The organism is Streptomyces sp. NPDC041200, from assembly GCF_055591805.1.
The window spans coordinates 1-20645 of the sequence record NZ_JBVIZF010000031.1 but is presented as its reverse complement, the minus strand read 5'-3'; the positions used below and the strand labels follow the sequence as shown (position 1 = coordinate 20645).

The following is a 20645-nucleotide window of genomic DNA, read 5'->3' as shown; positions in this document are numbered from 1 at the left end:
AAGGGGACGCCGATGTCCGCCCCGCACACCCCCGCCACCCCGCCCCGTCCGCCGCGGGATCTCGATTTCGATCCCGAAGTCTTACGGGCCCGCTACCGCGCCGAGCGCGAGCGCCGCGTACGCCCCGACGGCAGTGCCCAATACCGCGGCACCGGAGGCGAGTTCGGCTACTACGCCGACGACCCCTACGCCGACCCCGAGTTCACGCGAGAGCCGCTGCACGACCGGGTGGAGGCGGTGATCGTCGGCGGCGGATTCGGCGGTCTGCTCGCCGCCGCCCGGCTGCGGCAGGCGGGCGTGGAGTCGATCCGGGTGATCGACAAGGGCGGGGACTTCGGCGGCACCTGGTACTGGAACCGCTACCCGGGCATCCACTGCGACATCGAGTCGTACATCTACATGCCGCTGCTGGAGGAGGTCGGCTACGTCCCCAAGTGGCGCTACGCGCCGGGGGAGGAGATCCGGCAGCACGCGCGGGCCATCGCGCGCCACTTCGGCCTCTACGCCGACGCCTGCTTCCAGACCCAGGTGAGCGAACTGCGCTGGGACGACGCGGAGTCCGCATGGGTGGTCGGCACCGATCGCGGCGACCGCATACGGGCCCGCTACGTGATCACCTCCACCGGAACCCTGAGCCAGGCCAAACTGCCCGGCATCCCCGGCATCGAGAGCTACCGGGGTCACACCTTCCACACCAGCCGCTGGGACTACGACTACACCGGCGGCGACGCGAACGGCGGCTTGCACAAACTGGCGGGCAAGCGCGTCGCCCTCATCGGCACCGGCGCCACCGCCATCCAGGCCGTGCCCCATCTCGCCGCGGGCGCCGGACACCTGTACGTCTTCCAGCGCACCCCCTCCTCCGTCGACCTGCGCGACAACCGCCCCACCGACCCCGCGTGGGCCGCGTCGCTCCAGCCGGGCTGGCAGCGGCGCCGCATGGAGAACTTCCTGAGGGTCGTCACCGGTGTGCGCACGGACGAGGACCTGGTGAACGACTCCTGGACCAGCAGCGCCCGGCTCCAGGAGAAGCTGATCCCGACCAACGCCTACGCGGATGTCCCGCCCGAGGACCGGGAGCGGCTGTACGAGATCGCCGACTTCCAGAAGATGAACGAGATCCGCGCCCGCGTGGAGAACATCATCGAGGACCCGGCCACGGCCGAGAAGCTCAAGCCCTGGTACCGCTACATGTGCAAGCGGCCCACGTTCAGCGACAGCTATCTCCAGGCCTTCAACCGGCCGGACGTCACCCTCGTCGACACGGCGGACACCCACGGCGTGGAGCGGATGACGGAAACCGCGGTCGTGGTCGGCGACACCGCGTACGAGGTGGACTGCGTCATCTTCGCGACCGGCTTCGAGGTCGGGGTCTCCGGGATCCTGTCCGGACAGCTCCCGGTGTACGGCAGAGGCGGCGTCGCGCTCTTCGAGGCCTGGGCGGACGGGCCGAAGACGCTCCACGGCTTCTCCACCCACGGCTTCCCCAACCTCTTCCAGCTGGGCCCGCTGCAGAACGCCTCCTCCGTGAACTTCGTCCACGTCCTCGACGAACAGGCCCAGCACGTGGCCGAGATGGTCGCCGAGGCCCGCAAGCGCGGCGCCCGGTACGTCGAACCCACCGCCGAGGCGCAGGACGCGTGGCTGGAGGCCCTCGCGGAGAACGCGCCCGACCTGCTCGCGTTCCAGGCGGAGTGCACCCCGGGCTACTACAACAACGAGGGCAGGCCGCGGAAGCGCAACGCGTACGCCGACGGGCCGGTGGCCTTCCACGACCTGCTGCGGCACTGGCGCGCGACCGGCGGCATGGACGACGTACTGGTGGAGGCGGAGGACGCGTGAACACATCACGCCACAACCGGTTCGGCGACCGTGCGGAGGTGTCCGTCTCCGGCTCCCGCCCGCGGGCGCGGCGTCTCAACCCCCCGAGCCCGCTGTGGGGTTCGAACGGCGTCGCCTTCGGCCCGGACGGGCGGCTGTACGTCGCCCAGTACCTCGCCGGGCAGATCAGCGCCGTCGACCCGGCCACCGGGGACGTCGAGGTGGTCGTGCCGATGGACGGCCCGGTGCAGTCGCCGGACGACCTCGCCTTCGGCGCGGACGGGTCGATGTACATCGCCGACCTGATCCCCGGCCGCGTATGGCGGCGCGGCCCGGAGGGCGCGTACACCCTGGTCTCGGACGCGGTGAAGGTGGTCAACGGCATCACTTGCGTCGGCGACCGGCTCTTCGTCAACGAGATGCGGCCGGACGGACGGCTGCTGGAGCTGTTCCCGGACGGTGGCGAGCCCGTGGTGCTCACCGAAGGGCTCGCCCTCGGCAACGCCATGCAGCTCGGCCCGGACGGCTATCTGTACTACCCGCACATGATGACGGACCAGGTCTGGCGGATCCCGCCGGACGGCGGTGTGCCCGAGGTGGTCGCCGAGAACGTGCACCAGCCGGTCGCGGTCCGCTTCGACCAGGGCGGGGTGCTGCACGTCCTCTCGCGCGGGGTGGAAGGCATCGTCACCCGGATCGACCTGCACGGCTCCGGCTCCCGCACGCTCGTCACCAGCGGCCTGGTGGGGCTGGACAACGCGGCGTTCGACGCGGAGAACCGCATGTTCGTCTCCAGCTACGCCAGCGGTGGCATCACCGAACTGCACCCCGACGGCCGCACCCGCGAGATCGTCCCCCGCGGCCTCGACGGCCCCTACGGAGTGACGGTCGACCTCGGCGGCACGGTGTACGTGGCCGACCACTACCGGCTGGCGAGCCCGGCACTCACGGATGAGGGCGACCCGGTCGCCGTAGACGGGGCGGACGGGTCGGGCGGCGTCACCTCGCTCACCCTGATGCCCTTCGTCCACGGCGTGACCACCGCGGACGGACTCGTGCACTTCACCTCCCAGTACGGCGACGTCCACACCCACGACCCCGGCCAGCGGTCCACCCGCCAGCGGGCGACGGGTCTGAACGAGCCGGTCGGCATCGCCGTGGGCCCGGACGGCTCGCTGGTCGTCGCGGAGGCGGGCGCGGGCCGGGTCGTGTCCATCGGCGATGGCGGCGATGGCGGCGATGGTGACGGTGGCGACACCGTCACCGTCCTCGCCGAAGGGCTCGGCCACCCGGTGGACGTGGCCTTCGACGACCAGGGGCGCTGCCATGTGAGCGACGACCGGCTCGGGGCCGTCCTGCGGATCGGCGAGGACGGGACGACGGCAGTCGTCGCGGACGGGCTCGGCGCGCCCCAGGGACTGGCGGTCCTCGGCGACACGCTGTTCACGGTCGAGACCGGGCCGCGCAGGCTCACGGCGATCTCGCTGAGCACGGGGGAGCGCCGGACCGAGGCCGAGGACCTGCCGGTCGGACAGCCCCCGGGCACCGCGCCCCGCACCCCGCCCGCGCTCTTCGCCCACGGCATGGTCGGCGCTCCCCGCCCGTTCGCCGGACTCGCCACCGGCCCGGACGGCTCCCTGCTCCTCGCGGCGAACGGCGAGGGCACCGTGTGGCAGCTGAAGACATGACACAGAGAGGAAGGGATGTCACATGAGCGGTACGGGTCTTGAAGGCCACGGTGTCATCGTCACCGGCGCCGCGTCCGGAATCGGCCGGGCCACGGCCCTGAAATTCGCGCAGGAAGGCGCGAAGGTGCTGGTCGCGGACGTCGACCAGGATGGCGCCGAGGAGACCGTGGCGGAGATCGAGGCCGCCGGGGGAGCCGCCGTGGCGGTCGTCGGCGACCTGAGCGACCAGCGGGTGGTGGACACGGTCGTCGAGCGGGCCGTCGACGCGTTCGGTGGCGTGGACGTCCTGGTGAACAACGCCGGGATCATGGACCGGATGTCCGCGCTCGGCGAGACCGAGGACGCCGAGTGGGAGCGGGTCATCCGGATCAACCTGACGGCGCCGTTCCAGCTGACCCGGGCGGTGCTGCCGCACATGCTCGCCGCCGGGCGCGGGTCGATCGTCTTCACCGCGTCCGAGGCGAGCCTGCGCGGCAGCACGGCGGGCGCCGCCTACACCGCCTCCAAGCACGGCATCGTCGGCCTGGTGAAGAACCTGGCCGTCATGTACCGGGGGCAGGGCATCCGCGCCAACGCCATCGCCCCCGGCCCCACCCTGACCAGCATGCGGGTGGACGCCGCCCAGGCAGCCCACGGGCCCGCTCTGGTAAGCCAGTTGAGCGCGGCCATCATGGGCCGGTACGGATCGTCGGAGGAACAGGCCGCCGCCATTGTCTTCCTGGCCTCCGACGCCGCGTCCTTCGTCAACGGCGCCGTCCTCCCGGTCGACGACGGCTGGGCCGCCGTGTGACGCAAGGACGTACGGGTTGACGATGGTCCGGGTCGGCCGGGTGATTGCGTACGCTTTCCCCGTCCGACCTCGCCGACCCGGCCGAGGATCCGCGGTGGCCTGGGGGACGGGCCCCCGCGGACCAGTGTGATGTCCCGAAGTGGTGGTGGCGATGCCCGGCAGGGTGCGGCGGGACGAGCAGGTCAGCGCGACACGCGAAGCGCTCCTGGACGCGGCGGAGCGGCTGTTCGCCGAACACGGTGTGCACGCGGTCGCCAACCGCCAGATCAGTCTGGCCGCCGGGCAGGGCAACAACGCCGCGGTCAGCTATCACTTCGGCGCCAAGACCGACCTGGTGCGCGCCATCGCCCGCAGGCACGCCGAGAAGATGGAGGCCGGGCGGCTGCGCATGATGGCCGACATCGGCGACTCCACCGATCTGCGGGACTGGGTGGCCTGCGCGGTCCGCCCGGTCACCGGGCATCTGGAGGCCCTGGGTGCCCCCAGCTGGTACGCCCGGTTCATCGCCCAGGTCACGGCCGACCCGGCACTGCGCGCGATCACGGTCGAGGAGTTCGCGGCCGGGTCGCCGTCGATGCTGAAGCTACGGGAGGGCATGGAGCGCTGTCTGCCCGACCTTCCGGCCGGGGTGCACGCCGAGCGCGCCGCCATGACACTTCACCTGATCACGCAGATGTCCGCCGAGCGGGAGCGTGCGCTCGCGAACAACGCGCCGACAGCCAGGACCAGTTGGCGGGAGGCGGCGAACGGTCTGATCGATGTCGTCGTCGCCCTCTGGCAGGCGCCGGTCACGGCGGACGCGTAGGCGGTACGGGCAGGTAGCCGGTTACCTGGCCGGGGATTGGCTCGATCGAGGGGGTGGATCGAGGTCGTTTAAGTCATTCGCTTGACTGGATTAAATCATCGGGTTTACTTGTGTGGGTCAACGGATCAACGAAGGAGCGTCGGCGATGAAGGTCACGGTGGACGACGAGAAGTGCTGTGCCGCGGGCACCTGCGTCATGATCGCGCCCGAGGTGTTCGACCAGCGCGAGGAGGACGGCATCGTCGTCCTGCTCGACGCGACCCCCTCCGCGGAGCAGCACGAGGCGGTGCGGGAATGCGTGCAGGTGTGCCCCGCGGGCGCGATACACGTGAGCGAGGACGCGTGAGCGACCCCGCCGCTGTCCTGGTCGTCGGAGCCTCGGCGGCCGGGCTCTCCACCGCCGAAGCCCTGCGGCGCAAGGGATTCGAGGGCGCCCTCACCGTGCTGGGCGCCGAGCCGCACCAGCCCTACGACCGGCCGCCGCTGTCGAAGCAGGTCCTCTCCGGCGCCTGGGAGCCGGACCGGGCCACGCTGCGCGGACCCGAGCAACTGGCCTCGCTGGACGCCGAGTTCGTCCTCGGCGATCCGGCGGTCAGCCTTGACGCGGAGGCGCGTACCGTCCACGCGGCGTCGGGCCGGGTGTTGCGGGCCGACGCGATCGTCGTCGCGACCGGTCTGCGGCCCCGCACGTTCCCCGGGCAGGACGGCCTGGCCGGGGTCCATGTGCTGCGTACGCTCGACGACGCGCTGGCGCTGCGCGCCGGACTGCTGACCGCCTCGCGTGTCGTGGTGGTGGGGGACGGGGTCCTCGGCACGGAAATCGCCGCCACCGCACGGACCATGGGCCTGTCGGTCACCCTGACCGGGCCCCAACCGGCGCCGCTGGAAAGCCAGTTCGGCCCGGTCGTGGCGCGGCGACTGGCCGAACTGCACACCGAGCGCGGCGTCGAACTGCGGCTCGGCGCCGCGGTCACCAGCCTCGCCGAGCGACACGGACACGTCACGGGGGTGCACCTGGCCACCGGCGAGGTGCTGCCCGCCGACCTGGTCGTGGTGGCGTTCGGCTCCACCCCGGCGACGGACTGGCTCGCGGGCAGCGGCCTCAAGGTCGACAACGGAGTGGTGTGTGACTCCTCGTGCCGTGCCGCGGACGGCGTCTACGCCGTCGGAGACGTGGCCCGCTGGCACCACGACGGCCTGGGCACCCTGCTGCGCCTGGAAAACCGCACCAACGCCACCGAGCAGGCGGCCCACGTGGCGGCCGCCATCCTCGGCGAGCGGCGGCCCTTCACCCCCGTTCCGTACGTCTGGACCGACCAGTTCGACGTCAAACTCCAGGTGTACGGCATGCCGTCGGCCGACGCCGAGGTGACCGTCGTGGAGGGAGACATGGCGCAGGGCCGGTTCGTCGCGCGGTACCGCCGTAACGGCACCACGACCGGCGTGCTCGGCTGGCGCATGCCCAAGCAGACCCGGCTGCGTCGGCAGGAAGTCGTGGACGCGTTCCAGGAGTCCATCAGCTCCCAGGAATCCATCAGCGGAGGCACGTCATGACCAGCGGCGCAGCGCATCCGCCCGCCGAGGATGCCGAGACGGCGGAGTTCCCGGAATTCCCCATGCCCAGGGCGCGGGGATGCCCCTTCGACCCGCCCCCGGCGTTCCACGCGCTGCGGGAGGAGGGGCCGCTCACCCGGGTCCGGCTGCGGGACGGCAGTACCCCGTGGGTGGTGACCCGGTACGCCGAGCAGCGGACCCTGCTGGCGGACCCGAGGCTCAGCGTCCTCCCCGCCCACCCCGGCTTTCCGCGCCCGGAACGGGAGTACGCCGACGCCGACACCGGCCACGGGGATGGCGACGAGGCGTCCGCCGAAGCCCATGGCCTCAGCTTCATCAACATGGACGACCCCGAGCACGCCCGGCTGCGCCGGATGGTCACCGCACCGTTCACCATCAAGCGGATGGAGGCCATGCGCCCGGCGGTGCAGAAGATCGTCGACGATCGGATCGACGACCTGCTGGCCGGGCCGAACCCGACGGACCTGGTCGAGGCCTTCGCCCTGCCGGTGCCCTCGCTGGTGATCTGCGAACTGCTCGGCGTGCCCTACGGCGACCACGCGTTCTTCCAGGCCAACAGCAAGGCCATCATCACCCGCTCCTCGACGCCCGAGCAGCGCGCCGAAGCACACCGCCGACTGGGCGGTTACCTCGGCGGCCTGCTGGACGCCAAGCACGACGAGCCCGGTGAGGACGTGCTGTCCGAGCTGGCCGCGAAGGTGAAGGACGGCGCGCTGACCCGCCAGGAAGCGACCTCGATGGCGGTCCTCCTGCTCTTCGCCGGACACGAGACCACGGCCAACATGATCTCCCTGGGCACCCTGGCCCTGCTGGAACACCCCGACCAGCTGGCCCGCCTCCGGGAGAGCGACGACCCGGCATTCGTCGCGGGCGCGGTCGAGGAACTGCTGCGCTATCTGCACATCCCGCACCTCGGGATGCGCCGGGTCGCCCTGGAGGACATCGAGGTCGCGAGCCGGACCATCCGCGCCGGAGAAGGGATGCTGCTGCTCAACGAGATGGGCAACCGCGACCCCGACGTCTTCCCCGACGCCGATCGGCTGGACCTCCACCGCGACGCCCGCCGCCACGTCACCTTCAGCTTCGGCGTGCATCAGTGCCTGGGCCAGCCGCTGGCCCGCATGGAACTCCAGGTCGTCTACAGCACCCTCTATCGGCGCATCCCCACCCTCCGTCTGGCCACGGGCCTGGAGCAGATCCCCTTCAAGCACGACTCGTTCGTCTACGGCGTCCACGAACTGCCCGTGGCCTGGTGAGACCGGACCGCTACGGCAGGTCGTAGACCCGGGCCCAGTCCACTTCGTAGACGGCGCTCTGCAGGCCGTCCCCGTGGAAGTTGTCGAGCTGGATGGTCTGGTGCATGGACGGCGCGCACTGGACGCGGTCGCGGTCCTGTTCGCGCCATCGGCGAAGCGGAACCACTCCTCGCCGTCGATGAATCCGCGCAGCTGGTCCGGGGTCCACTCGATGGCGACGTGGTGCCACTGCGACAGGTCCACACCGCACTTCCGGGCGAACTCCTGCTGCACGGGCACGCCCTCCCGGTGCGGGTAGTGCAGGAACGCCTCGGCGCACTGCTCGCCCGGGGCGCCGTTCTCCAGGTAGTCGTACTCGCCGTCCCGAGGGTGCTCGTCCGGGTCCGGCCACAGGGTCAGCAGCGGATGGTACGGCCGCCCGTTGCCGGGGGCGGTGGCGCGGGAGCGTACGCGGGCCTCCCAGCGGCCGTACTTCCTGCCGTACGGCGAGGCGAGCCAGCCGGTGTCGCCGTTCCTCGCCCGTCATGCGCAGGACGCCGCCGACGACCCGGGTATTGGCGTCGCAGCGGCGGCCGTTGCCGCCGTGGTCGGGCCAGCAGCTCCCTGGGCCACCGCCCGCCAGGCGCCACTTGTCGCGGTCCGGTACGGCGGGGTCGGCCTCGGAGCCGTAGCCGAACTCGTCCGACCACTCGGGCGGCGGGTCGCCCCAGCCGTACCGTTCGGCGGCGGTCGCGGGCGGGGCGGGGGTGGCGTTCACCGTGGTCGCCATGAACGTCACCGTGAGTGCCGCCGCGCGCCACCCCGTGGCGAGGTGGCGGGTGCGATGTCGTCCGTACATGGCTCTCCTTCGGCCTGGCGCGCGCGGAGGCGGGATGTGGGTGCGGATGCGGGATGTGGCCGCGGCCCGAACCCTCCCCACGCGGGGTTCGGGCCGCGCTGTATTCCACCGCCGTACGGGGTTGTTCAGCAGGCCTCCGCCCCGCACCGAACAACCCGGGGGCGCGGCCCGGGCGAACGGGCCGGGAAGAGCGTGAAGATGGAGTGAACGCCCCTTGCCCGGCCTCGGGAACACCGGTAGTTCGATTGCGGCCACCCCGGCGACTGCCTACCGTGGGCGCCCGGGTGGCCGCGCTGGGTGAAGGCCCGGCGGTGACACGGTGAGCGAGGGGCGGGCGGGCACGTGGCGGGACGACCAGGGCCGGGACAGACGGGATCGGGGCGAGCGGGGCCGGGACGCGCCGAGGGCGAGCTGGACCCGGAGGCCGGGACGGTGCCGCGGTTCGCCGCCGAGCTGCGCGCGCTGCGCGAGTCCGCGGGGAAGCCCACGTACCGGGCGATGGCGCAGCGGACCCGGTACGGGGTGACCACGCTGTCGCAGGCGGCGGCCGGGAAACAGCTGCCCACCCGCGCGGTGGCGCTCGCCTACGTGAAGGCGTGCGGCGGCGACGTGACCGAATGGGGGCGGCGCTGGAGCGAGGCGTCGGCCGAGCTGGCCGCCGAGGCCGCCGCCGACGAGACGTCCCGACCGCCGTACCGTGGCCTGACCCGGTTCGAACCGGGCGACGCCGAACTGTTCTTCGGCCGGGACCGGCTCGTCGAACGGCTCGCCGAGCTGAACCGCAAGCACCGTTTCACCGCCGTCTTCGGACCCTCCGGCAGCGGCAAGTCCTCACTGCTGCGCGCGGGCCTGATCCCCCGGCTGCGGACGGCCTCCGGCGACGATGCGCCGCCCGCCGCCGTACGGATCCTCACGCCCGGCGCGGACCCGCTGCGCACCCACGCCGACCGGCTGCTGCCCATACCGGGCACCGACGCCGACACCTGGCTCATCGTCGACCAGTTCGAGGAGCTGTACACCCTCGGCGCCGACCCGGCCGACCGGGACAGGTTCATCGACCGCCTCATCGCCGCCACCGCCCCCGACAGCCGGTTGCGCGTCGTCATCGCGGTGCGAGCCGACTTCCTCGGGCGTTGCGCCGAACACCCCGGCCTCACCGCCGCGTTGCAGGACGCCACGCTGCTCGCCGGGCCGATGAGCAGCGCCGAACTGCGGCAGGCCATCGTCCGCCCGGCCGCCGCGGATGGCCTGATCGTGGAACGCTCCCTGACCGAACGCCTCCTGGGCGAGGTCGAGGGCGCCCCGGGCGGACTGCCGATGATGTCGCACGCCCTGCTGGAGACCTGGCGCCACCGCAGCGGCCGCGCCCTGACCGAGAGCGCGTACGAGGCGGCGGGCGGGCTGCGCGGCGCCGTCGTCCGTACGGCCGAGCAGGTGTACGGCGAACTCACCGCGCCCCAGGCCGAGGTGGCCCGCCGTGTCCTGCTCAGACTCGTCGCCCCCGGGGAGGGCACACCGGACACGCGTCGCCCCACCGACCGCGCGGAACTCGACTTCGGCAGCCTCGCCGACACCCGGGTGGTCCTGGAGCGCCTGGTCCGGGCCCGTCTCATCACCTTCGACGACGGCACGGTGGACCTCGCCCACGAAGCCCTCATCACGGCATGGCCCCGGCTGCGTGCGTGGATCGACGCCGAACGCGACCGGCTGCGGGTCCACCGCTCGCTCTCCGAGGCGGCCCGCACCTGGCAGGCGCTCGGGCAGGAGAACGCCGCGCTCTACGCCGGTTCCCGGCTGTCCGCCGCCCGCGACGCCTTCAGTACCGAAGGGGAGAGTGGCGAGGCGCGCCGGGGCGATGAACTCACCACGCTGGAACGGCAGTTCCTTTCCTCCTCGCTCCGGCGCCGCCACCGCGCCGCGCGACTGCGCCGTACGGTGGTGGCCGTGCTCGCCGCGCTGGTCCTGCTCGCCACCGGCACCGCCGTCGTCGCCCTCCAGGCGCGCGCCACAGCGCAGGCCGAACGGGACAACGCCGTGTTCGGCCGTCTCACCGCCGAGGCCGACAGCGTCCGCGAGACCGACGCGGGCCTGGCGGCCCGGCTCGATGTCGCCGCGTACCGCATGCGCGCCACCCCGGACCTGCGGACCCGGCTGGCCTCGGACGCGGGCCGGGTGCTGGCCACCCGGCTGCCCGGCCACGGCGGTCTGGGCAGCGCGGTGGCGTACGCGCCCGATGGCCGCACCCTCGCGAGCGGTGGCCATGACGGCCTGGTCCGGTTGTGGGACACGGACACGCACCCGGGTCCGGGCACGGGCAAGCCGCTGGGCGCACCGCTGCGGCTGCGGACGGGAGGGGTCGGCGCGGTGGCCTTCTCCCCTGGGGGCGGCGATCTGCTGGTGGCCACCGGGAAGGGCGGTGGCATCCAGATGTGGGACGTGCGCGACCGCTCGCGGCCCCGCACCCTCGGACGGCCGATGGTGAGCCACGACGAGCAGAACGTGGTGTCCGTCGCGTTCGCTCCGGATGGCCGCAAGCTCGCCACCTCGGGCGACGACGGGACCGTACGGCTGTGGGACCTGAGCGACCCGGCCAGCCCCGCGCCGCTCGGCGAGCCCGCCGAGGCGGACGGGTCCGAGGCGGGCAGCGTGCGCGCGGTCGCGTTCGCCCCGGACGGAGACACCCTGGCCACCGGCGGCTACGACGGGACCGTACGCATGTGGCGGATCGGCGGGGACGACGGGCTCGCCCCGCTCGGCAAGCCGCTGCGCGAACACACCTCCTCCGTCTGGACGGTGGCCTTCTCCCCAAACGGCCGGACGCTGGCCACCGGCGGTTTCGACGAGACCGTACGGCTGTGGGACGCGTCCGACCCGGGGCGGGTCCGGCCGCTGGGCGAACCGCTCACCGCGCACACCGCGCCCGTCATGTCGGTGGCCTTCACCCCCGATGGCGAGACCCTGGCGACGGCGGGCGAGGACGACGCGCCCCTGCTGTGGAACGTGGCCAACCCCGGCTGGTCGCAGCGGCTGGGGGAGCCGCTGACCGGCCACACGGAGGCCGTGTGGGAGGTGGCCTTCAGCCGTGACGGCCGCACCCTGGCCAGCACCGGAGCCGATGGCAGTGTCCGCCTCTGGCGGCGTCCGCCGACCGTCCTCACCGACTTCACCAACCCGCTGACCGCCGCCGCCTACAGCCCGGACGGCCGTCTGCTCGCCGTCGCCAGCACCGACGACGGGCTGATCCGCCTGTGGGACGTACGCCGCCCGGACCGCCCGCGCCGGATTGGGCGGACGCTCGCCCACGAGGACGCGGTGGCGGCCGTGGCGTTCTCCCCGGACGGCCGTACGGTGGCCAGTGGCTCGAAGGACGGCACCGTTCGGCTGTGGGACGTGTCCGCGCCCGAACGTCCCGTCCCGCTCGGCGCACCGCTGGACGCGCACGAGGGCGGCACCCTCGCCGTCGCGTTCTCCCCGGACGGCCGGCGGCTCGCCACCGGCGGACAGGACGCCAGGGTGCGGCTGTGGGACGTACGGCGGCCGGGCCGGGCGCGGCAGCTCGGGGCACCCTCGCGCGGCCACGCGGAAGCCGTCACCTCCGTGGCCTTCGCGCGGAGCGGCCGCACTCTTGCCACCGGCAGTGAGGACGGCACGGCGCGGCTGTGGCACGTGGGCGACGGGGCGCGCCCACGGCCTGCGGGCGCCGCCCTCACCGGGCACGACCAGCAGGTCAACGCGGTGGCGTTCGCCCCGGACGGCGAGACCCTGGCGACGGGCGGCGACGATCGCACGGTGCGGCTGTGGGACGTGGCACGGGCGGACCACGTACGGCAGCTGGGGGAGGAGCTGGCAGGGCACCGCGGGCCGGTCAGGTCCGTGGCGTTCGCCCCGGACGGGAAGACCCTGGCGACGGGTGGCGGCGACCATATGGTGCGGCTGTGGAACGTGGCCGACCCGGTCCACGCCGAGATGGCCGGGCAGGAACTCACCGGCCATCTCGACACCGTCACCTCCGTCGCGTTCAGCCCGAAGGGCGACACCCTCACCTCCGTCGGCTACGACCTGACGGCCCGGGTGTGGACCCTGGACGCGGACCGCGCGGCGGACTCCGCCTGCGACCGCACCGGCGGTGTCCTCACCCGCGCCACCTGGGAGGAGCACCTGCCGCGCCTCGGCTACCGGAAGGTGTGCGCGGCGGGGTAGCGGCGGGCGGTGCTCAGGGGACGGTGCTCAGGGGGTGGTGAACCTCAGCACGGCGCCGTCCGTGTTCTGCGCGACGACGGACGCCTTCAGGGCGTCGCCGAACTTGGCGACGCCGCCCTGGCCACCGAGGTTCACGATGGTGCTGGGCGTCTGGAAGGTGACGGAGCGGTCCCCGCGGTGACGTGCACGCTCAGCCCGTTCGCCGTGATGTCCGCTTCGGAGGTGATCAGAACCTCGCACCGTCCGACCGAACACGCGGACGTGTTCTTGATGTGATGCCGATCGCGCGGCCCGGGCACCGGCGCCGCAGGCCCAGTTCAACGCGCTCCGCGATTGTTCGGTCACCCTCTCCGCAGCCGTGAACAACGCCGTTTTCCCGGTAGGCGGTACGCGGCCGTCGATCGCCGTGGCCGGGGCGTCTAACCTCGGCGTCAGGCGGCCGAACGGGCGGCCGGAACACCGAGGGAAAGAGAGACCACAGGTGGACTTCGAACAGCTCGTCGCGCTGCGCCGGGAACTGCACCGGAACGCCGAGCCCGCGTTCGTGGAGATCGGCACGGCGGCCCGGATCGAACAAGCCATCGAGGGGCTGCCGATACGCGTCCTCACGGGGAAGGCCGCCCAGGACCTCTCCCACGTCGTCAACTTCCCGTCCCCCGAAACCCTGGACGAATGGGCTGCCCGCGCAGTCGATTCGGGTGCTCCGCGGGAGCGGGTCCGGCACTTCCGGGAGAACGGCACCGCGCTGGTCGCCGATCTGGAGGGCACCCGCCCCGGGCCGCGCTGGGGGCTGCGCGTGGACATCGACGCGCTGCCGATGCGCGAATCGGCCGATGCCGCCCACTTCCCGGTGGCGAACGGGTTCGCCGCGACGAACGGAGCCATGCACGCGTGCGGTCACGACGCCCACGCCACCATCGGCGTCGGCCTGCTGCACCGGCTGGCGGACCGCGACTTCGCGGGCTCCCTGCGGGTCCTTTTCCAGCCCGCCGAGGAGGGCGTACGGGGCGCGCAGACGATGATCGACGCCGGGGTGGCCGACGAGATCGACCACATGCTCGCCCTGCACATGGCCGGGGACATGGCCGTCGGCGGGGTCGTCGGGAGCTTCACCGGCGGTCTGGCCACCCGCAAGCTGAAGGTCGACTTCGAGGGCAAGGCCTCGCACGCGGCCGGTGCGCCGGAACGGGGCCGCAACGCGCTGCTCGCGGCAGCGACGGCAGCGCTGGGCATCATGGGCATCCCGCGCTTCAACTCCGCGGACACCCGGCTCAACGTCGGCACGCTCGTCGCCGGTGACGGCGTGAACATCGTGCCCTCCTCCGCGGCCATGACCTGCGAGGTCCGGGCGACCGACGACGAGGTCGTCGATGAGCTGGTCGACCGGGTCCGCTCGGTCGTGGAGGGGGCGGGCCTGGCCCAGGGGGTCGGGACGAGTGTCGCGGTGATGGGCCAGTCCGCCACCGTCGCACCGGACGACGAGATGATCGACCGCATCGTGGAGGTGGCCACCGCTCATGAGGAGGTCACCGAGGTCATCCGCACCCGGGCGTTCTCGGGCAGCGATGACGCCAACCTCCTCATCCGGCACGTCCAGCGGCGCGGGGGCAAGGGCGCCTATCTGATGGTCGGCGCGGGCAGCCCGGGGCCGCATCACAGCGAGACGTTCGACATCGCGGAGGAAACCATCCCGACCGCGATCGACATCCTCGCCTCGCTGATCCGCGGATAGCTCTGGCAGCTGCTGGGTGCCACCGGCCGTGGGAGCGCTGTGGGAGCGCCGTGGGAGCTGTGGGAGCGCTTCCATGACGGTCGTGTTCATGCCACGATGCTGGGCGGGCAGCCGCGCACGGGGGCGTTCTTCAGCGGCATGTCCTGATCACGAACGATCCGCACACGCGATCAGGAAGGGATGAGGACGTGTCCCCATCGACCCGCACCACCCCGAGCGGACCACGGCGTTCGGTGCTCGTCGCCCTCGTCGGAGCGCTGATTTCGTTACTGGCGGTCATGCTGCTGGGCGCGCCCACGGCGGCGGCCCGTACGAAGGCCCCCGGCGCGGCCGACACCAAGGCCCCCGCCGCGGCCCTGACCGAGATCAAGAACTTCGGCACCAACCCCAGCAACCTCCAGATGTACCTGTACGTCCCGGACAACGTCGCTCCCAACCCGGCCGTGGTGGTGGTCGTGCACTACTGCACGGGATCCGGGCCCGCGATGTACTCCGGCACCGAGTTCGCCTCGCTGGCCGACCGGTACGGCTTCATCGCCGTGTACCCGTCCGTCACCCGCAGCAGCAAGTGCTTCGACGTCTCCTCACCGCAGGCGCTGCGCCGTGGCGGGGGAAGCGATCCGGTGGGCATCAAGTCCATGGTCGACTGGACGGTCCGCACCTATGGCGCCGACACCAAAAGGGTCTTCGCCACCGGCACCTCCTCCGGCGCGATGATGACCAATGTGCTGCTGGGCGACTACCCCGATGTGTTCGCGGCGGGCTCCGCGTTCGCCGGTGTGCCGTTCGCCTGCTTCGCCACCACCAACGGATCGGAGTGGAACAGCGAGTGCGCGAACGGCACCATCACCCGCACCCCGCAGCAGTGGGGCGATCTGGTCCGTGACGCCTACCCGGGGTACAGCGGGCCCCGGCCGCGCATGCAGCTCTGGCACGGCACGCAGGACGACATCCTGCGTTACCCCAACTTCGGGGAGGAGATCAAACAGTGGACGAACGTCCATGGCGTGAGCCAGACCCCGGCCCGCACCGACTCCCCCCAGTCCGGCTGGACCCGCACCCGCTACGGCTCCACCAGTGACCGGGCCGACGTCGAGGCCATCAGCCTGCAGGGCGTGGGCCACAACCTGGTCACCAGCGGTATGGCGGCCCGTGTGATCACGTTCTTCGGTCTGGACGGCAACGGCCCCGCGCCCCAGCCCCAGCCGGGCGCCTGCCGGGTGTCGGCCACCACCAGCGCCTGGAGCACCGGCCTGACCGCGTCCGTGACCGTCACCAACACGGGCACGACCACGCTGAGCGGCTGGCAGCTGGGCTTCACCCTGCCCTCCGGCCAGACCATCACGGGTGGCTGGGGCGCCACGTACAGCCCGTCGAGCGGATCCGTGACCGCCACCAACGCGGCCTACAACGGCACACTCGCCCCGGGCGCTAGTGTCGCCATCGGCTATCAGGCCAACCACACGGGCACGACCAGCGCTCCGGGAGCCTTCACGCTCAACGGAAAGACCTGTACCTGACGTCCTCGGGGCGGACGAGCGAACGGGCCGCCGTCCGGAACTGGCCGAGCGTGTCCACGATGGTCCGGCCGACCGGTGTGTGGCCCCAGTCGCTGATGCTCCGGTAGGAGGTGGGCTCCCAGGTCCTCTCATCGATGACGAGGGGATTCCAGCCCACCTCCCACTCGAAGCCCGAGGGGGTGCGCGCGTAGTAGGACAGCTCCTTGTCGTGGGTGTGCCGGCCGACGGAGAGGGCCATGCCGAAGCCGAGTTCGCGGACGCGCTGATAGCTCCGGGCGACGTCGTCGACGGTGGCGGCCTGGATGTTGAGGTGCTGGACACGGGTGCGGATGGGGTCGACGGGCAGCCCGCGGACGGCGGCCACGGCGACCGAGTGATGGCGTTCGTCGACCCGCAGGAAACGGATCCTCAGCCTGGCGCCGCTGATGGTCTCGTCGACGTAACCGGTCAGCCGGGCGTCGAAGATGCTGGCGAAGTAGCCGCGGCCGTGGCGGGGCCGCCACGGCCATGGTGTCCGTGTCCACCCCCGGCACCGGCTTCCTCGCCGACCCGGCCGAAGCCGTGGCCCTGGCCCGGCGTCTCAACGACTTCTCCGCGTCCCTCGCCGCCGAACACCCCGGCCGCTTCGGGTGGTTCGCCACCCTGCCGATGCCCGACAACGTCGTGCGGCGCCATCCGCACACTCGGTTCATCCTCGGCCACGCGGGCGGCTTCGGCAGCGACTGGCCGTACGCCCCCACCCACCCACCCGTCCGCCGGCCCCGGTGCGTCTGCGTCAGGCCGCGCGGCGGGCCGTCGCCCGCATGGCTTCCGGCTCGTCCAGCCGGAGTGACGGCGGCCGGGGACGGGAGGGGCAGATTCCTTCAGACGCCTCAGACTCAGACGCCTCAGAGTCAGGCTCAGACGCCTCAGATACCGAATTCCGTGGGCGCGATCCCGAGGGCGGCGCAGGCCTCGCGGATGGCCTGCTGCTCGGACGGCTCGATGTATCCGTCGGCCCCGGCGATGACGATGCCGGTCTGGATGACCGCGCGGGCCTCCGTCGGCTTCTTGGCCGCCTTGGCGATCTCCTGCATCACCTCGGTCTTGCCCAGCTGGAAGTTGGCCATGAGCTGGTCCAGGTTCTTGTTGAACCGCTGGCGGAGCTGGTCCGCCGGGAAGTTCTGCAGGACGTCGTTGGTGGTGATCAGCTCCTCGACGCGCTGCCGCTCCGCGGGCTCGACATGCCCGTCCGCCGCGGCCACCAGCGCGCACATCGCCATCGAGGCATCGCGGTAGGCGCCGCTCTTCAACTCGGTCTTGACCGACGCGAGCTGGGACTTGAGGAGCCCGACCAGCTGGGCCTTGGAGCCGCCGGAGGACGAGCGGGACCCGTGGCCGCCGTGCTGCCCCTGCCCGAAGGAGCCGTGCCCCTGCCCGTGCCCGGCCCCTCCCCGGGAGCTCTGGGACTGCTGGAGGTTCTTGGCCTGGTCCTTGAGCCGGTCCCACATTGCCATCGGTGCCACCTCGGCTTCTGTTGCTGCTTGTCCGGTTCTGCTCGTCTGTCGCGCTGAATCGCGGTCTGCCTCAGGTGAACGCTCCTGGCGGCGACCGGGTTCCCGAACAGCAAAGCAGACGTAAAGCCCGCGCGTCAGCCCCGGGTGATCCGGGCCGTGACCGGGAGGTGGTCGCTGCCGGTGGCGGGCAGGGTGCGGATGTGGCCCACGGTCGCCGAGCGGGCCATGACCTGGTCGATCCGGGCCAGCGGGAAGGCGGCCGGAAAACTGAACGCGAAGCCACGCTCCGCCACATTCATCCGTGAGGTCAGAGGGGACAGCCCGCGGTCGTCGACCGTGCTGTTCAGATCACCCAGAAGAAGCACGCTCTTCACCCTCTCGGCGGCGACAGCCTTGCCCAGCAGACCCGCGCTCTCATCACGCCACGCTGACCCGAGCCCGCCCGCCCCGATCCGTACCGAGGGCAGATGCGCGACGTACGCCGCCATCCGGCCCCGCGGCGTGTGGACCACGGCCCGCAGCCCGCGGCTCCAGTCCTCGGTGATCGCCCGGGGCTTGATGTCCAGCTGGCGGGTACCGCTCAGCCGATGCTTGGACCAGAGCCCGACCGTGCCGTGGACCGTGTGATACGGGTACTCCCGGGCGAGGGTCTTCTCGTAGACCGGCAGCGCCCGCGGAACCAGTTCCTCCAGCGCGATGAGATCGGGCCCGGCGTCGGCCAGGGCACGGGCCGTGCCCTCGGGGTCGGTGTTCTCGTCGCTCACGTTGTGCTGCACCACGACCAGATCGCGCGCCGCGGGCCCCGCACCGGGAAGGAACAGCGGGCCGAAGACGTACGCCCAGACGGCCGCCGGAAGCAGCAGGGCCACCAGCGCCGTGGCCGAGCGGCGCAGCAGCGCCAGGCCGAGCAGCACCACGACCGCCAGCCCGAGCCAGGGCAGGAACGACTCCAGCAGACTGCCCAGCCGGACCCCGGCGTTGGGCACGATCCGCGGAAAGGCCAGCAGCACGGCCGTCAGCACCGCGAGCGCGGCGAGCACCCGCCCCCGCCGCCAGTCCCACCGGCGCCTCGCGTCGTCGCCGCTCTCCGCCCGCTCCACCATGTCTTTCCTCTCTCCTTGGCCTCGTCGCCTCGGCCTCGCCTGCCTAGACGAGCGAGCAGGTGGATCAGGTTCTGTGGCTCCGGAGCCGCTTTGCCGTCGGTCACGTTAGGGGCGATCAGGGGTTGGGGCCCCTTATCACCCTGCGTAGCGTTCCCGGCAAGCGCGCGTCGCAGTGTCGGGCGCCTTTTCGACCCGGGGTGGCTGTGGTGGGCAACCAGGAGAAGCTTCTTGACTACCTCAAGCGCGCGACCACGGACCTGCGCGCTGCCCGCAAACGCATCGCGGAGATGGAACACCGCGACCGGGAGCCGATCGCCATCGTCGCGATGGCGTGCCGCTATCCGGGCGGGGTGGATTCGCCCGAGGGGCTGTGGCGGCTGGTCGACGGGGGCGTGGACGCGATCTCGGAGTTTCCGGCCGACCGTGGCTGGGGTGTCGAGGACATCTACGACCCCGAGCCCGGCACACCCGGGAAGACCGCCGCTCGCGAGGGCGGATTCCTCCATGACGCGGGCGAGTTCGACGCCCAGTTCTTCGGGATCAGCCCGCGTGAGGCCACCGAAACCGACCCGCAGCAGCGATTACTGCTGGAGGTGTCGTGGGAGGTGCTGGAGCGCGCCGGGATCGACCCGCTGTCGCTGAAGGGCAGCCCGACGGGCGTGTTCGCCGGGGTCATGTACCACGACTACGCGCGCGGCAGCAACGGTGGCAGCATCGTCTCGGGCCGGGTGGCCTACACCCTCGGCCTCGAAGGCCCCGCGGTGACCGTGGACACTGCGTGCTCGTCATCGTTGGTCGCCCTGCACATGGCGATGCGGTCGCTGCGGTCCGGGGAGTGCGCGCTCGCGCTCGCGGGTGGGGTGACGGTGATGTCCACCCCCGAGATGTTCATCTACTTCAGCGAACAGCGCGGCCTGGCGACGGACGGCCGCTGCAAGTCGTTCGGCGCCGGCGCCCATGGCGTCGGCTGCTCCGAAGGCGCCGGAATGCTGCTGCTGGAACGCTTGTCGGACGCGCGGCGCCACGGCCATCCGGTGCTCGCGGTGGTCCGGGGCAGCGCCCTGAACCAGGACGGCGCCAGCAACGGCATGTCGGCCCCCAACGGGCCCTCCCAGCGGCGCGTCATCCGGCAGGCGCTGGCGAACGCGGGCCTGTCGGCGGGCGATGTGGACGTGGTCGAGGCGCATGGTACGGGGACGACGCTGGGCGATCCGATCGAGGCGCAGGCGCTGCTGGCGACGTACGGGCAGGACCGTGCGGAGCCGCTGTGGCTGGGGTCGATCAAGTCCAACGTGGGCCACACCCAGGCCGCTTCGGGCGTGGCCGGGATCATCAAAGTGGTGCAGGCGCTGCGGCACGGTGTGTTGCCGAGAACGCTGCACGTCGAGGAGCCGACGCCGCAGGTGGACTGGTCGGCGGGCAACGTCCGGCTGCTGACCGAGGCGAGGGCGTGGCCGCGCGGTGAGCGCCCGCGCCGCGCGGGCGTCTCCTCGTTCGGTATGAGCGGGACGAACGCCCATGTGATCGTCGAGGAGGCGCCACCGGTCGAGGACGAGCCCGGGGAACGCCATGAACTCCCGGTGGCGCCCATCGTCGTCTCGGCGAAGACGCCTGACGCGCTCCACGCCCAGGTGGAGCGGATGCGTACGTTCGCCGCGGACCACGATGTGCTGGATGTGGGGTTCTCGGCGGCGACGGGGCGTGCTGCGCTGGAGCATCGCGCGGTGCTGGTCGGGCCGGCGGAGGCGATCAGCGGTATTGCGGCTGGTGGGGGAGGCAAGCTGGCGTTTTTGTTCACCGGGCAGGGGAGTCAACGCCTGG

Annotated in this window: 13 protein-coding genes and 1 pseudogene; 11 read left to right on the top strand and 3 right to left on the bottom strand. The window is 72.2% G+C overall.

The features are described 5' to 3' along the window. Positions 1-12 precede the first annotated feature (12 nt). The 10 genes from ACZ6CL_RS35350 (at position 13) to ACZ6CL_RS35305 (ending at position 16225) form a co-directional block, all read left to right on the top strand. Positions 13-1842 (top strand): flavin-containing monooxygenase, encoded by a 1830-nt coding sequence (locus ACZ6CL_RS35350; protein WP_468943637.1) that lies wholly within the window; start codon positions 13-15, stop codon positions 1840-1842. Then, complete coding sequence (locus ACZ6CL_RS35345) at positions 1839-3509, top strand: hypothetical protein (protein WP_468943634.1); 1671 nt, start codon at positions 1839-1841, stop codon at positions 3507-3509. Before ACZ6CL_RS35350 ends, ACZ6CL_RS35345 begins: the two co-directional genes overlap by 4 nt. 22 nt (positions 3510-3531) lie before the next feature. Next, positions 3532-4299: an SDR family NAD(P)-dependent oxidoreductase gene (locus ACZ6CL_RS35340; RefSeq protein WP_468943632.1), complete on the top strand. Its 768-nt coding sequence runs from the start codon at positions 3532-3534 to the stop codon at positions 4297-4299. A 151-nt stretch (positions 4300-4450) separates the two neighbouring features. Next, positions 4451-5104 (top strand): TetR/AcrR family transcriptional regulator, encoded by a 654-nt coding sequence (locus ACZ6CL_RS35335; RefSeq protein ID WP_468943630.1) that lies wholly within the window; start codon positions 4451-4453, stop codon positions 5102-5104. Between the two features lie 145 nt (positions 5105-5249). After that, on the top strand, positions 5250-5450 hold the full coding sequence (locus ACZ6CL_RS35330) for a ferredoxin (RefSeq protein WP_385437402.1): 201 nt from the start codon (positions 5250-5252) through the stop codon (positions 5448-5450). Beyond that, positions 5447-6658 carry an NAD(P)/FAD-dependent oxidoreductase gene (locus ACZ6CL_RS35325; protein ID WP_468943626.1) on the top strand — a complete coding sequence of 404 codons (1212 nt, stop codon included), beginning with the start codon at positions 5447-5449 and terminating at the stop codon, positions 6656-6658. The genes ACZ6CL_RS35330 and ACZ6CL_RS35325 overlap by 4 nt, the downstream gene beginning before the upstream one ends. Continuing rightward, on the top strand, positions 6655-7935 hold the full coding sequence (locus ACZ6CL_RS35320; protein ID WP_468943625.1) for a cytochrome P450: 1281 nt from the start codon (positions 6655-6657) through the stop codon (positions 7933-7935). The genes ACZ6CL_RS35325 and ACZ6CL_RS35320 overlap by 4 nt, the downstream gene beginning before the upstream one ends. Before the next feature lie 1180 nt (positions 7936-9115). Further along, positions 9116-12973, top strand: a complete 3858-nt coding sequence (locus tag ACZ6CL_RS35315; protein WP_468943622.1) for an nSTAND1 domain-containing NTPase — start codon at positions 9116-9118, stop codon at positions 12971-12973. 481 nt (positions 12974-13454) lie between these two features. Next, positions 13455-14705, top strand: a complete 1251-nt coding sequence (locus ACZ6CL_RS35310) for an amidohydrolase (RefSeq protein WP_468943620.1) — start codon at positions 13455-13457, stop codon at positions 14703-14705. A 278-nt stretch (positions 14706-14983) separates the two neighbouring features. Continuing rightward, entirely contained in the window at positions 14984-16225 is a 1242-nt protein-coding gene (locus tag ACZ6CL_RS35305; protein ID WP_468943764.1) for an extracellular catalytic domain type 1 short-chain-length polyhydroxyalkanoate depolymerase, read from the top strand. On the opposite strand, the pseudogene ACZ6CL_RS35300 reads toward ACZ6CL_RS35305, so the two are convergent. The 3 genes and pseudogenes from ACZ6CL_RS35300 to ACZ6CL_RS35290 form a co-directional block, all read right to left on the bottom strand. Beyond that, positions 16203-16724: pseudogene (locus ACZ6CL_RS35300) on the bottom strand (VOC family protein); the annotation flags it as partial. The gene ACZ6CL_RS35305 and the pseudogene ACZ6CL_RS35300 overlap by 23 nt on opposite strands. A gap of 409 nt (positions 16725-17133) precedes the next feature. Beyond that, a complete protein-coding gene (locus ACZ6CL_RS35295) occupies positions 17134-17721 on the bottom strand; it encodes a tellurite resistance TerB family protein (RefSeq protein WP_468943617.1) in 588 nt (195 codons plus the stop codon). 134 nt (positions 17722-17855) lie between these two features. Beyond that, complete coding sequence (locus ACZ6CL_RS35290; RefSeq protein ID WP_468943615.1) at positions 17856-18824, bottom strand: endonuclease/exonuclease/phosphatase family protein; 969 nt, start codon at positions 18822-18824, stop codon at positions 17856-17858. A 206-nt stretch (positions 18825-19030) separates the two neighbouring features. On the opposite strand from ACZ6CL_RS35290, the gene ACZ6CL_RS35285 reads away from it, so the two are divergent. Beyond that, on the top strand, positions 19031-20645 hold a 1615-nt coding region (locus ACZ6CL_RS35285; RefSeq protein ID WP_468943613.1), incomplete at its 3' end, for a type I polyketide synthase.

Bases quoted from the DNA above. Each gene is read 5' to 3' on its own strand.
- ACZ6CL_RS35330 (WP_385437402.1), top strand. From the start codon at position 5,250: ATGAAGGTCACGGTGGACGACGAGAAGTGCTGTGCCGCGGGCACCTGC.
- ACZ6CL_RS35290 (WP_468943615.1), bottom strand. From the start codon at position 18,824: ATGGTGGAGCGGGCGGAGAGCGGCGACGACGCGAGGCGCCGGTGGGAC.
- ACZ6CL_RS35340 (WP_468943632.1), top strand. From the start codon at position 3,532: ATGAGCGGTACGGGTCTTGAAGGCCACGGTGTCATCGTCACCGGCGCC.
- ACZ6CL_RS35305 (WP_468943764.1), top strand. From the start codon at position 14,984: ATGCTGCTGGGCGCGCCCACGGCGGCGGCCCGTACGAAGGCCCCCGGC.
- ACZ6CL_RS35335 (WP_468943630.1), top strand. From the start codon at position 4,451: ATGCCCGGCAGGGTGCGGCGGGACGAGCAGGTCAGCGCGACACGCGAA.
- ACZ6CL_RS35350 (WP_468943637.1), top strand. From the start codon at position 13: ATGTCCGCCCCGCACACCCCCGCCACCCCGCCCCGTCCGCCGCGGGAT.
- ACZ6CL_RS35295 (WP_468943617.1), bottom strand. From the start codon at position 17,721: ATGGCAATGTGGGACCGGCTCAAGGACCAGGCCAAGAACCTCCAGCAG.
- ACZ6CL_RS35320 (WP_468943625.1), top strand. From the start codon at position 6,655: ATGACCAGCGGCGCAGCGCATCCGCCCGCCGAGGATGCCGAGACGGCG.